General features: G+C 60.8%; 13 protein-coding genes. 5 read left to right on the top strand and 8 right to left on the bottom strand.

The genetic code is table 11. From position 1 onward, the window contains the following. Positions 1–18 precede the first annotated feature (18 nt). Positions 19–672, top strand: coding sequence for a hypothetical protein (locus AC0NID_RS14970; RefSeq protein ID WP_473454022.1), 654 nt, complete (start codon positions 19–21; stop codon positions 670–672). 118 nt (positions 673–790) lie between these two features. Beyond that, complete coding sequence (locus tag AC0NID_RS14965; protein WP_473454023.1) at positions 791–1,126, top strand: hypothetical protein; 336 nt, start codon at positions 791–793, stop codon at positions 1,124–1,126. Between the two features lie 510 nt (positions 1,127–1,636). Here AC0NID_RS14965 and AC0NID_RS14960 read toward each other — a convergent pair. From AC0NID_RS14960 to AC0NID_RS14940, 5 genes are all read right to left on the bottom strand, one after another. Further along, positions 1,637–2,542, bottom strand: coding sequence for a LysR family transcriptional regulator (locus AC0NID_RS14960; RefSeq protein ID WP_473454024.1), 906 nt, complete (start codon positions 2,540–2,542; stop codon positions 1,637–1,639). Between the two features lie 12 nt (positions 2,543–2,554). Further along, positions 2,555–4,015 (bottom strand): NAD-dependent succinate-semialdehyde dehydrogenase, encoded by a 1,461-nt coding sequence (locus AC0NID_RS14955; RefSeq protein WP_474033447.1) that lies wholly within the window; start codon positions 4,013–4,015, stop codon positions 2,555–2,557. An 80-nt stretch (positions 4,016–4,095) separates the two neighbouring features. Beyond that, complete coding sequence (locus tag AC0NID_RS14950; protein ID WP_473458093.1) at positions 4,096–5,385, bottom strand: SGNH/GDSL hydrolase family protein; 1,290 nt, start codon at positions 5,383–5,385, stop codon at positions 4,096–4,098. Between the two features lie 45 nt (positions 5,386–5,430). Beyond that, on the bottom strand, positions 5,431–6,408 hold the full coding sequence (locus AC0NID_RS14945) for a transketolase family protein (RefSeq protein ID WP_473458092.1): 978 nt from the start codon (positions 6,406–6,408) through the stop codon (positions 5,431–5,433). Then, entirely contained in the window at positions 6,408–7,313 is a 906-nt protein-coding gene (locus AC0NID_RS14940; RefSeq protein WP_473458091.1) for a transketolase, read from the bottom strand. The genes AC0NID_RS14945 and AC0NID_RS14940 overlap by 1 nt, the downstream gene beginning before the upstream one ends. 219 nt (positions 7,314–7,532) lie before the next feature. On the opposite strand from AC0NID_RS14940, the gene AC0NID_RS14935 reads away from it, so the two are divergent. Together AC0NID_RS14935 and AC0NID_RS14930 are read left to right on the top strand one after the other, a co-directional pair. Then, on the top strand, positions 7,533–8,543 hold the full coding sequence (locus AC0NID_RS14935) for an amidohydrolase family protein (protein WP_473458090.1): 1,011 nt from the start codon (positions 7,533–7,535) through the stop codon (positions 8,541–8,543). Next, a complete protein-coding gene (locus AC0NID_RS14930) occupies positions 8,540–8,845 on the top strand; it encodes a NifU family protein (protein ID WP_473458089.1) in 306 nt (101 codons plus the stop codon). Before AC0NID_RS14935 ends, AC0NID_RS14930 begins: the two co-directional genes overlap by 4 nt. Positions 8,846–8,971: 126 nt before the next feature. Here the strand turns inward: AC0NID_RS14930 and AC0NID_RS14925 are convergent, their stop codons facing one another. From AC0NID_RS14925 to AC0NID_RS14915, 3 genes are all read right to left on the bottom strand, one after another. Continuing rightward, the gene (locus AC0NID_RS14925) at positions 8,972–10,039 is read right to left on the bottom strand and encodes an SDR family oxidoreductase (RefSeq protein ID WP_292159411.1); all 1,068 of its coding nucleotides are present in this window, start codon (positions 10,037–10,039) and stop codon (positions 8,972–8,974) included. Positions 10,040–10,223: 184 nt separating this feature from the next. Continuing rightward, the gene (locus AC0NID_RS14920) at positions 10,224–11,006 is read right to left on the bottom strand and encodes an SDR family NAD(P)-dependent oxidoreductase (RefSeq protein ID WP_473458088.1); all 783 of its coding nucleotides are present in this window, start codon (positions 11,004–11,006) and stop codon (positions 10,224–10,226) included. Between the two features lie 210 nt (positions 11,007–11,216). Continuing rightward, a complete protein-coding gene (locus AC0NID_RS14915; RefSeq protein ID WP_292159407.1) occupies positions 11,217–12,131 on the bottom strand; it encodes a LysR family transcriptional regulator in 915 nt (304 codons plus the stop codon). Positions 12,132–12,321: 190 nt separating this feature from the next. On the opposite strand from AC0NID_RS14915, the gene AC0NID_RS14910 reads away from it, so the two are divergent. Beyond that, positions 12,322–13,248, top strand: coding sequence for a LysR family transcriptional regulator (locus AC0NID_RS14910; protein WP_473458087.1), 927 nt, complete (start codon positions 12,322–12,324; stop codon positions 13,246–13,248). Positions 13,249–13,253: the final 5 nt, after the last annotated feature.

Below are 13,253 nucleotides of genomic sequence, written 5' to 3'. Positions count from 1 at the left end.
GAAGGACGGAGGTATGACATGCGAAAGTTCCCACTCCTTGCGGCGGTCCTTGCCGGAACGGCGATGCTCGCCACGACAGCGGCTTTGGCCCAATCCATGAGCCGGCAACTCACGGAACCCGAGGCCGTGCCTCTGGATTTCCTGACCTGGATCGATCGCGACGCGGGCTGGCTGCAGGAACAGATTGCCGCGCTGGGCGGCATAGGACCGCCGATGATCAAAGGCGATCTCCTGGAGACGACCGACCTCAACACTTTGAAGGCGGCCAATCGCATTCGTGCCTTCGCTTATCTGGCGACAAAGGGATTGCGACCGCCCTATTTCGACCTGACACTGTCGGACGGCGACACCACCAAAAGGTGTGTGACGCAATTTCCACACAGTGTGGTGCCCTCCCTTGGCCCGATGGATTTCGCTATGAAGACATTTCCGGCGAGCGCAGCCGATCCCGCGATTCTGAAGATGTGCACTGCGACCGGCACCCGCAACGCCGACTATGCCGGGCTCGGACGGGATGAGTTTCGCGACCGCTACTTCGATGCAACCGGGGTTCTGAAATCGGAATTCCGGGCTTTCAACGACGACGCGACATTCAAGGCCAAGGCGATCGACGAAGGTTTCTTCCTTTCGATCGAGGACTATAGCGGTCTGCTGCGGCTGGATTTGCGCTAAGTTCTCTGGCCAAAAAGGATTGCGTCGGCTGCCGCGAAGCGATTCAAGGCTTTTGAAAGGAGCTTTGGATGGCACGTCGACCTCAGTGATATCGCAATTTTTATGGAGGGTACTTGCCATGTGGACAGTCAAAAACCTCACTTTCACGATCGGTCTTGTCGCCATAGCCATGTGGGTTAACCCGGTCCGGGCCGAAATTCTGCACGCATATGTCCTAATCGAAGGCAACAATGTCGATCAGGATAGGCTTCAGCAGGGACTCGGAGCCAATCTTGGGATGTGCAAGTACGTGATCGTTGGCTCAGTCACTACTGGAGAGATTGGCGTCAACCACACCATAGTCCGGCTCGACTGTGAGGATCGCGCTGACCTAAACGCCCTTATCGTACAGGCCGGGAGCGGCATTGACGGAGTAACACGAGCCTCGGTTCTGGAAACTTTCCGTGAAAAATGAGCTGTGACTGAAGAGCGCCGCTAACTTAACTAGACAGATGATAGAGCTGCCTTGACGTCGAGAGGCAGATGGAACAGCAGCGTCGTCGCAGTTCGGGCCGACTGGGCAATTTTTCGCGCCAAGTGGGATGCCCAGCAAGCCTGCTATTAGCAATCCCGGTCCAACTCCCAATCCCCTGCCCCGATCCACCTCTGCCATTAAGTCCTTGAGGTGCCTGGTTTTCGATGGCGCGACGGCGCAAAGCGGCATCCTGCTCCATCGTGTGAATCCGTGATTCAGCGTGATTGACAGTGACACATAATGAGCCCGCTCGATACCCGACAGGCAACTCTGATCATGCTGGAGCACCCGCCCCTTTTGCATCACCTGCTGACCCAGCGATTGAGAAACCATTCCGGCTTGTGCGGCATCGTCCCGCCCAATGGTAAGTTGCGGCGGTGCTGCGCTGGTCTACCGCACTTCGTTCCTCGCTTACCAACGCTCCCGGAGACGAAAGGGCGAAAGCAGCGATCAAGAAATCGAGACCTTCTCACTCAGAAAGTCCAGAAACGCACATACACGCACGGGGAGATGTCCACCTTCACCTAGGTAAACGGCGTGAATCTCTTCGAGATCTCCAGTGTTAATTTCCTCGAGGACTGGCACCAGCCGGCCAGCCTCAATATCCTTCTTCACTTGAAAGCGAGCCAGTCGGGCGAGGCCTAGGCCACTTATGACGAGTTCCCGCAGGGATTCCCCGTCGCCAATACGAGCATTTCCAACCAGCGGAACGCACATTTGCTCGGTGCCTTTCACGAGAGGCCATCCCTCGATCGGCCGAGTATGGGCAAGGCCGAGGCGATTGTGACGTTCCAGATCTTCGAGCGTTTTCGGCGTGCCAAAGCATTCAAGATATGAAGGAGAACCAACGATAATCATGCCAGTCTCACCAAGTTTGCGAGCAACAGTGTGAGAGCTTCTCATCGGACCGCTTGTCACGATCACGTCTGTCCGTTCTTCCCGAATGTCGCCAATAGCGTCGACGAGATAAATGTCGAGCGTGACCTTCGGATTCCGGGAAAGGAATTCTGAAACGAGCGGCAGAAGAATATGCGTGCCTATTGGTCTGGTGGCGCTAACACACAAGCGGCCCGACGGTGCTTCGCTGGCCGTAGCACAGCTTTCGGCCTCGTCGATATCGGCCAAGATCCCGACACAGCGTTCGTAAAAAATGCGCCCTTCCGGCGTAAGATGGAGCGTTCGGGTGGAGCGATTGAGTAGCCGAGCGCCTATACGTGCTTCCAGCCGCGAGATCAATTTACTGACACCCGAGGGAGTCACTCGGTGGGCACGCGCGGCTGGCGAGAGGCCTCCCAGGTCAACGACGCTTACAAAGACTTCCATTTCGCCCGATCGGTTGACCTCCGGTCTTGGCATCCTACATCTCCTCTAGAGGCCGAGGCCGCCGATGCAGACATATTTGGTGTCGAGATAGTCCTCGATGCCCTGATGTCCGCCTTCCTTGCCGAGACCCGATTCCTTGACGCCGCCGAACGGCGCCTCAGGCGTGGTGATGAGCCCCTCATTGACCCCGACCATGCCGTATTTCAGCCCTTCCATGACCCGGAAGGCGCGGCCGAGATCACCGGTGTAGAAGTAGCAGGCGAGGCCGAATTCGGTGTCGTTGGCGAGTGCGATCGCCTCCTCTTCGGTTTCGAACTTGAACACGGGTGCGACCGGGCCAAAGATCTCTTCCTTCATGAAGCGCATTTTCGGCGTCGCATCGGCGATCACAGTCGGCTGGAAGAACGAACCGCCGAGCGCATGGCGCTTGCCGCCGGCGACGATCTTGCCGCCCTTGTCGGTGGCGTCGGCGATCAGTTCCTCGACCTTTTCCACCGCCTTCTCGTCGATCAGCGGCCCCTGCTGCACGCCGTCCTCGAGGCCGGAACCGACCTTCAGACCGTTGCTGGCGGCGGCGAGCTTTTCCACGAACTTGTCGTAAACGCCGGCCTGAACCAGGAAGCGGTTGGTGCAGACGCAGGTCTGGCCGGAATTGCGATATTTGGCGGTGATGGCGCCGGCTACGGCACGTTCGATGTCGGCGTCGTCGAAGACGAGGAACGGTGCGTTGCCGCCCAACTCCATCGACACTTTCTTCACGGTCGTCGACGACTTCTGGATCAGGATCTTGCCGACCTCGGTCGAGCCGGTGAAGGTGATCTTCTTGACCAGCGGGTTGGCGCAGATCTCGTCGCCGATCTCGCCGGCGGCACCCGTCAGGATGTTGATGACGCCCTTGGGGAAGCCGACCTCCTCGGCGAGCGCGCCCCAGGCGAGGCCGGAATAAGGCGTCTGCGACGCCGGCTTGACGACCGCGGTGCAGCCGGCGGCAAGCGCCGGGCCGAGCTTGCGGGCCAGCATCGAGGACGGGAAATTCCACGGCGTGATGGCGGCGATGACGCCGACCGGCTCCTTGGTCACCAGGATGCGGCGGTCCGCCCAGGGCGACGGCACGACGTCGCCATAGGTGCGGCGGCCTTCTTCGGCGAACCACAGGATGTAGGACGCGGCCGAACCGATCTCGCCCTTCGATTCGAACAGCGACTTGCCCTGCTCGATGGTCAGCAGCTCGGCCAGCACATCCTGGTTGTCCATCATCGCGTCATGCAGCTTGCGCAACAGCTTCGAGCGCTCGAGCGCGGTGGTCTTGCGCCATGTCTGGAAGGCGGCGTCGGCGGCTTCGATGGCGCGGCGCGTCTCGGCCTTGCCCGACTTCGGCACGGTGCCGATCTTGAGGCCGGTGGCCGGATTGTTGACGTCGACCGTCTGGCCGCTGTCGGCCTGCACCCATTCGCCGTTGATGAGATTGGCCTGCCGCATGAAATGGGACCTGCTCCTGGAAGTCATTTCCAAATCCGCTGGTTCGCGACGGACCCAATTCCATACGCAGGAGACCTTGGCACTGAGGTTGAACGCATGGTCGTTGATCACTGGTTGCCGAACAGCACGTCGAGCGTCATCGCATCTGCAATGGCCTTGGTGCCGCCGGCACCGGCATGCAGATGATCGCCGGAATCGTATTCAGCTTTCATATGCAGGGGATTTGCAGGATCCCGGATGATCGCATCGAGATCAACGACGGCATCGAATTCGCCGCTGGTGCGGATCCATGCATTGACCTTCTGCCGAAGCTCGTCGCGCTGTCGGTTGTAGTACCCCTCGAGCGGGCTGCCTGCGAGTGCGTTCTCGAACGGTGTCAGTGTGCCGACGACGATCCGGACATTTCGCGTGTGGGCCTGGGCGATCAGCTGTCGAAATCCGGTGACAATGTCGTCAAGGGTTGGAAATGGATCCCTCGGTGCGAAGCTTTGTCCAGGCCAGGCGATATCGTTGATACCGATCAACACCACGACCGTCTTGACATTGGGCTGGCTGAGAACATCGCGGCCGAAACGGGCAAGCGCGTTCTCGCCCATCCGACTCTGCAGCAGGCGGGCGCCAGAAATACCTGCGTTCAGCACCGCGACGTTGTCGCCGGCAAGCCGTTCGGCCAGAAAGTCAGGCCACCTGACATTCTGGTTGAGACCCGAAGCGGCGCCATCGGTGATTGAATCGCCGAGGGCGACCACCGTCCTCGCGCCCTGCGGCGCCTCCACCAGAACGTCAGTGAGAAAGATGCGTGTCGTAATCTCGCTTGGGCCGTCGATCGCCGCAGCCGACACCTGGTTTCCGGCGCCGATATAGCCGGTCTGCTCCGCATCCCAATGAAATGTCGACAACGGCGTCGGGCTGGCCACAAACAGCGAGACGGATACGTCGCCGCGCGCCGGAACGTCGAGGTCGATCGGATCGCTTATCATCGGCGCGCCAGGCGGAACAATCGCCGCTTGCGATCCACTGAAGGTCAATACGCGATCACTGCCGTCGAGAATGGTTGAGCCACCACCTGCCAGCGCAATATGCGCGGCGTTGATGACCAGCGGTTCCGTGCCGTACTCGTTCGAGATGACGACACGCAGCCGATTGCCGCCGAGGCTCAGACGTACGACCTGGCGCACCGTCTGGTTCCACAGGTTGAACGGCAGCATCGTCGGCAGAGGAAAATCACCATCCCAGACTGGCTGAGGGCTGGCGGCCCAGCTGCCGATCCAGGTCATGCTATCGGCGGCACGCGACGGTGAGGCAAGGGCGACGCCAGCCGTCACGATTGTCGTCAGCGTCACGCTTATCCTGGCGCCACGGTAGATACATTCGCACATATGGCCGATCCGTTTCACGTATGTCCTCCCAGAGGTTCAACTCGTTGCTGCGCCAGTCCCTGCTCAAGCGAGCAAACCTGCCGCGATTTCTCCGATACCGGCGCTGTCCAGCTTGTAATGCGCATAGAGATGGGTCGGCGGCGCGATCAGGCTGTATTCGTCGTGGATGCCGTGGCGGCGCAGCTTCACCGGAAGCCCTTCCCCGGCGATCACCTCGGCAACGGCGCCGCCGAGACCACCCAGAACATTGTGCTCTTCCACTGTGAGCACCATCCTGGCGTTCGTGGCCGCCTCGAGAATGGCCTCGCTGTCGATCGGCTTGACCGTCGCCATATCAAGCAGGCCGACGCTGTGACCTTTGGCGTTCAGGGCTTTGGCCGCCTGAAGCGCCGGATGCACCGTCGAGCCGCATGCGATGATGACCAGGTCCTTGCCATCGAGATGCTTGATTGCCTTGCCGAAGACGAAAGGTTTGCCAGCCTCGTAGACCACCGGGTCGCGCCCGCGCTGGGTGCGGATATAGATCGGCTCTGCATAGTTGGCTGATGCTGCGATCACCGAGGCAAGCTGGGCGCCATCGGCGGGAGCCACCACGGTCAGACCGGCTATCGAGCGGGCGATGGCGAGGTCTTCGGTGGCGTGATGCGAGGTGCCGTAGAAGCCGAGCGAGATGCCTGCATGATGACCGATCAACCGGACCGGCAGAGCGGAGTAGGCAACGTCCATGCGAATCTGTTCGCAGCACAAAAGCGCCAGAAAGGAAGCGAATGTCGCGACATAGGGCTTGAGCCCGACAGCAGCCATGCCGGCCGCTGCCGACACCATGTTCTGCTCGGAAATACCAAACTGGACGAAGCGCTCCGGGCATCCCCGCGCGAATTTCGCCAGACCGTTCGAATATTGCAGATCGGCGGTTCCGGCGACCACCGGCTCGCCAGTCCGGACCAGCTCGAGCAGCGCGTCGGATAACGCGTCGAGGCCCGGCGTCTGGGCATTCAGCTGGCGATACTGCCAGGACTTTTCGGATAGCGGCCGGTTCATCACCGTATCTCCATTGCCTTGATCTCGGCGATCGCCCTTTCGGCGTCGACCGGATCGAGATAGCCGAGATGCCAGCCCGGTTCGGTCTCCATGTAGGAGACGCCCTTGCCCTTCACCGTCTCGGCCACGACCATGACCGGGCGGTCGCGCGCCGTGTCGGCCTTGAGTGAGCGCAGCAGCGTCGTCACCGCACCAACGTCATGGCCGTCGACGACGTGGGTTTCCCAGCCGAAGCTCCGCCATTTGTCGACGATCGGCCCGACGGTGATGATGTCGTCGACGGCGCCGTCGAGCTGGTAGCCATTACGGTCGATGATTCCTATCAGACGGTTCAGCCTGTTGTGGGCGCCGAACAGGGCCGCCTCCCAGACCTGGCCTTCCTGCAGCTCGCCGTCACCGATCATCACGAAAGTATGGAAGTCCTTGCCGAGAATGCGGCCGGCCAGCGCCATGCCGCAGCCGGCCGACAGCGCATGGCCGATGGAACCGGAACTGAAATCAATGCCGGGCACCTTGCGCATGTCGGGATGGTCGCCGAGCGGATTGCCGAGGCGCGTGTAGCCATCGAGGATTTCCGTCGGAAAGAAGCCAAGATCGGCAAGGATCGGGAAGAGCCCAACCGCCGCGTGGCCCTTGCCCATCATGAAACGATCGCGCTCGGCCCAGTTCGGCTCACCGGGCTTCAGGCGCATGACGCCATAATAGAGCGAGGCGAACAGCTCGGCGGCCGAAAAGGCCGAGGTATAGTGGCCGACCTTGGCGATCTCGATCAGCCGGATCGCCTCCAGACGGGAGAACAGTGCTTTCTCCTTCAGCATGGCCAGTTCCACCTCGTTCGGTGCGAATTCAGCGCGACCGGCGGGCGGCGAACTGTTCGGTGTCCTGTTCTTCTGCTTCCCCAGCACGCTTTTTGTCCTCCACGCGAACGCCGATCTCACCTTCGGCTTTGTGTCGTTTTCTAACCGTCCAGCGGTCATTTCGTTGGCAATTCATTCTGAAAACTGACTGCGGAAATGCTGAAAAATCCGAGTCCGATTGGCGTGCTAGAGACGAGCATCAGGCGATCCGTTTGCCGCTGCAATTTGCTGTGGCGGCACGATCGGCCATGCAAAGCGGAGGAAATCATGAAGGACGGAATGTTTGTCTTCGACGCAGCGGTCCATTGCCAGGACTTCACCGACAGGCAGATCAAGCCCGGCAGCGACGGGCGCCGCGTGCGCGTGCTGCGCGAACAGTTGAAGGGCTTCATCGACCTCACCGCGCGACGCGGCCCGGAGGCCAATCCCGGCTTCTCGTCACCACCGGACCTCGACTGGGCGAACGCCGCCCTCTTCGAGAAGTCCGACACCGATCTCGCCATGGCGTGTTCGGTGCCGCTCTTCGCCCATTGGAAGGCCGGCCTCGGTCCCGTCGAACTGAGCTACGAACTGGCCAAATCCAACCCGTCCCGCATCCTTCTTACGGGCGGCGTCGACCCCGCTTACCAGGGGCTGGACTACGCACTTGCCGAGATGGAACGCCAGGTGAAGGAATGGGGTGCCGTCAGCATGAAATTCTATCAGTACCAGATGCGTGGCTGTCAGTGGCGCGCCGACGATCGCGACGTTGCCTATCCGCTATGGGAGAAGGCCATCGAGCTCGGCATCAAGATGGTTCAGTTCCACAAGGGCTTTCCGCTCGAGCTCGGACCGGTCGAAGCCTTTATGCCGAACGACATCCAGTATGCGGCGGCCGATTTTCCGGAACTCAATTTCGGCATCCACCACCTGGGCGATCCCCATGTTGCCGAAACCATCTCGATCGCCAGCCGGTTCGAAAACGTCTATCTGATCCTGCCGTTGTGGTTCAATCAGTACTTCCTGCAGCCGCACAAAATGCTGCACAGGCTCGGCGAGGCGCTGCTTTTCGTCGGCAGCGACCGCATTTGTTACGGTTCGGAGGCGTTCATCTGGCCCCACATCCAGCCCTACATCGATGCCTGGGCGACGATGGAGATGCCGGACGAACTGCAGGACAAATACGGCTATCCACAGCTTACCAGGGAGATCAAGGAAAAGGTCTTCGGGATCAACTTCGCCAATGGCCTCGGCATTGATCTCAACCGCAAACGGGCCGAGCTGGGGCTCGCTGCATGACCGCCGGTGACCCGCAGATCAACGCGGACGGACTCGAACGGGCGCTCGCCGGCATCCGCCCGCTGGTACTCGGCCATGGCGGCAACATCGAAATCGTCGATATCGAGAATGGCGTCGTCACCGTCGAGCTGACCGGTGCCTGCGAGGCATGCCCCAACATCGCCATGACCTATGCAGGGCCTATCCGCACCTTCCTGTTGGAGGTCCCTGGCGTCAGGGAAGTGAAGTGCCGGCGGATGCATGCATCGAAGCGGACCCTCGACCGCATCGCCCACATGCTGGGCGCCCGCCCCTTCGAGTAACGCCGGCATCGGCCGAGGCGGCGGCCCGATTCAGGCCCGACAAGATCACCTAACCAGCATCTCGCCTGTTCGCAAGGAAAAGCGGCGCTGTCGACCAGCGCCGCCTCAAGCAAATCCGCAGCCGCGTCATGGAATGACGCGTTCGCGCCGCAAGCGATCGAAGACGTCGATGAACGATCGGTCGGTGTCCTGATAGTCGAGGAAGCCGAAACGGCGGCTCTTCTCCATGCTGTTGACACATTCCATAGGCCGGCCGAGGTCGAGGTCGGTGTGCCACGGAGAGGCCAGCATGCCAAGCCTGTTCGGCTGCAGACCGTGTTGGGCGACCAGCCCATCCCAAGCCGGGCCCGAGTCCTTCATCTGGTCCTCAAGCTTGACCTGCCTGTCGGGGTAAGGCGCGGCCTCGATGCCGAAATAGTCGGCGATGACGTTCCACAGCCGGCTCCACCGGAAGACGTCGCCATTGGCGGCGTTGTAGGCTTCATTGCCGGCATTCGGTTCGGTAGAGGCCCAGACGATCTGCCGGGCCAACAGACGCGCGTCGGTGATGTCATTCAACCCCTGATAGGCCGCGGGATGGCCGGGAAAGAAGAACGGCTGTCCGGTTGCCTTGCAGATCGACGCATGCGTCGCCAGCGTGGCGCCGATATTCATCAGGTTGCCGACGGCATAGCCGATAATCGTATGCGAGCGATGCACGCTCCAGCCGAAGCCGCGTTCCGCCGCCGCCCCCATGACGATGTCCTCCAGCGCATAGTAGAAGTTCTTGTGCGGCAGGCGCGGCTGCTCTTCGCGGAACGGCGTCACGGGCGTGCTCTTGGCATAGTGTTCGAACGGGCCGAGATAGTGCTTGGTGCCGGTCACCACCGCGACATGTTCGACGCAGCTCTTGCCCTTGAAGGCATCCAGCACATTGCCGAGCATGGCGCCATTCAGCCGGATGTTCTCGTCTTCGTCGGCGCCCCGGGTCCAGGTGCAGTAGAAGATATGGGTCGGCTGGAGATGCGCCAAGCTCTGGACCGTCTTCTCGCGATCGAGGACGTCGAGGGCGATCGTGTTCACGTAACTCGCACCAAGCGGCCGCCGCCGGGAGATCCCACTGATCTCCCAGCCACCTTGCTCGGCAAGATACTCGGCGACATTCAATCCGACGATGCCGGTAACACCGACGACTAAGGCGCGCTTTTTATACATTGGGATCTCCCTGATGCTGTCGTCCACCCGGCGCGATGCGGCCCATGGCGATCGATGAAATGTTAGGCTTGAGTGTCGAGGAGCGGCAGCCGGCTGCGTTTCCAAACAGCTGTGCCCCCGTGTCAATGCGGATGATGTCGGCGGCCGATCATCGCGGCAGATCGGGCGCGTGCTTTCCCGGCGCTCAAAGGATCGAGTGGACAGCGCCGCCGTCGGCGCGCTGCATGGTCCCATTCATCGCCCAGTTGGCTGCCATCTGCACGACTGCCCGTCCGTGCATTTCTGGATCGATCAGCTTCTGGATGAGCGATCCGGGCTGGTCGTCCTTGAAAAATCCTCGCAGTACCTCGTCGAACGAGATCCCCCGATCGGCGGCTATTCCGTGGAAGTAGTCCTTGACCGAATCCGTCGCCGTCGGTCCCGGCATGTAGGCGTTTACGCGGACGCGGGTGCCCCGCGTCATCTCGGCAAGCGCCCGCGACAGGCCGAGCTGCGCGGTCTTGGTCAGGGAATAATGGACCATGAACGGGATTGAACGCACTGCCGCTTCACTCGAGATGAAGACGATGCTGCCGTCATTGTTGTCGAGCATCTCCTTCAGGACCGGCCGGGTGATGCGGATGCCGGTCATGACGTTGAACTCGAAGTATTCGAGCCAGCGCTCGTCAGAGATGGTGAAGAAATCCTCGACGTCGAAGCGACCGATATTGTTGACGAGGAACGCGATCGGACCGGACTGGCGTGCAAAGGCATAGAGTTTGGCCGCACCCTCCGCCGTCGTGAGATCGGCGACGACGCCGCGGCAGTTGGGTCCGATCTGGGTGACGGCCGCCTCCAGCTTCGCCGCATCACGGCCGTTGATGACGACGGTCACCCCTTCATTGTGGAACGACTGGGCGATCGCCAGTCCGATGCCGGAACTGCCGCCAGTCACGAGTGCCACTTTTCCAGCTATACCGAGATCCATGACCTTGGCCTCCATCCTGTTGATTGAAGAAAATTGACTGCGGCAAACGTCCGCCCGGTCGCTCGTGCCGAACGCAGCTGACTGCACGCACTCTGCCCGCCGCCTTGTTGCCCGTCTTTGCCCATGGGAAAAACAGCCAAGGGCGAAAGACCTATTTCGGCATTTCCGAAAGATGCCACCGCCGTACGGCGGATGCTGGGGTGGGGCGACCTAGACATAGGCCGCCAACTCGCCACTCAGCCGCTTGAAATATCGAACCGCGAAATCGATGAACAGGCGGATGCGCCGCGGCATCATCGTGCGGTGGTCGGTCAGCAGGTGAAAGCCGAAGGGGCTGCGTGTGTAATCGTCGAGCACGCTCAGCAGCCGTCCGCTTTTCAGATCACCGGCAACATCCCACAGCGATTTGCGCACCAGGCCAACGCCTTCCATCGCCATCTGCCGAAGGGCGAAGCCATCACTCGACATCCGGTCGCCCTGGATGCGGATGGTCATTGTCTCGCCATCCTTGATAAATTCCCACTCATCCATGATGCGATCCGACCTGAGCAGCGCCAGGCAGTTGTACTGCGCAAGATCATGAGGCGTGGCCGGCATGCCATGCCGCTCGGCATAAGCGGGCGCGCAGCAGATCAGCCGCCGGTTGGGTCCGAGCCGTCTGGTGGTCAGCGCGCTGTCGGGCAGGTTACCGTAGCGGATCGCCACGTCGCAGCCGGTCTCGACGATGTCCAGGACGTTGTCGGTGAGGAACATGCGCATCTGGATTTCGGGATTTTCTGCGAGAAACTCATCCACCATTCCCGCTACATGCTGCCGGCCCAGATCGCTCGGACATGTCAGCGTGATAGAGCCGCGCAGATCGCTGCCGCCGCTGCGCAGCGTCGCCTCTAGCGTATCGAATTCCTCGATCACACGGTCTGAATTCTCGAACAGGAGCCGCCCTTCCGGGGTCAGGTTCATGGAACGGGTGGACCGTTTCAGCAGGGAGACACCATAGTGGGCTTCCAACGCCTTCAAGCGCCCACTCATGGCAGCAGGTGACAGACCGAGATGGTTGCCGGCAGAAGTGAGACTGCCGGCGCGTACCACCGTGCGAAACAGATGGAGATCCTGAATTCTGTCCATGCCACCCTCCTCCAGCTATCTTCCGGTTCGCACCGGCTTGATCATTCAGTAGCGGAAGAGAGTGTTTTTCAGAATTTGCGAAAAACAGATTTCAGTTGTGAACCAATTTCACAATTGCTCGCAGATTCCTTATGATCAGGCGCGTAGTGGCGGGCTTGTGTCGCCAGGACCAGCGCGGGAGGAGGATCACGTGATCAATCGCGGCGCCGAAATGGAAGTGTTCGTCCGGGTTGTCGAGATGGGCAGTTTCTCGGCTGCGGCGCGCGCGCTGCACATCACACCCTCGGCGGTCAGCAAGCTGGTTACCAGAATCGAGGAGCGGCTCGGCGTTCCTCTGGTCATCCGGTCGACGCGCAATCTTCAGCTCACACCGGAGGGCGAGATGCTGTTCGACCGGGCTCAGCGCATCGTCAGCGAGATCGAGCAGACCGAGCGCGCCGTCGCATCGGGGTCCAATGAACCCCGCGGGCCACTGCGCGTGAACGCCAACATTCCATTCGCGACGCACTACCTGATCCCGATTGTTCCCGAATTCCTTGCGCAAAATCCCGGCATTACGCTCGATCTCACCCTTTCTGATTTTCCGGTCGACCTGATCTACGAACGCGCCGACGTCGCCATCCGGACCGGCCTCCTGCATGACTCGTCGCTCAAGGCCCGCAAGCTGCTGGAAAGCGATCGACACGTCATCGGGTCGCCGACCTACTTCGCAAAGTACGGAATCCCGTCGCATCCGCAGGAACTGGCATCGCACAACTGTCTGAACTTCAACATCCGCCGCAACCTCGATACCTGGCCGTTCCAGGACAGACAAAATGCTGCCGCAGCCCTGCTCAGCTTGCCGGTCAGTGGGAACATGCGAACCGACAATGGCGAGACCATGCGCCAGCTGGCGCTGGCCGGACTCGGCATTGCAAGGCTGTCGTCATTCCATGTCGGAAAGGATATCGACGAGGGTCGGCTGGTCACCGTTCTTGAGGACTTCAACCCCGGCGACCTCGAACCCATCCACGCGATCTTCGTCGACCACGAGCATCTGTCCAACCGCATCCGCGTCTTCGTGAACTTCCTGGCAGAGCGCATTCCACGCCGCATAACAACCGGTCAGCCGTCGTAACGGCT

It is taken from the genome of Mesorhizobium sp. WSM4821 (assembly GCF_055901555.1).
Note: the sequence above shows the minus strand (reverse complement) of the source record. Positions and strands in the feature narration are given on the sequence as shown.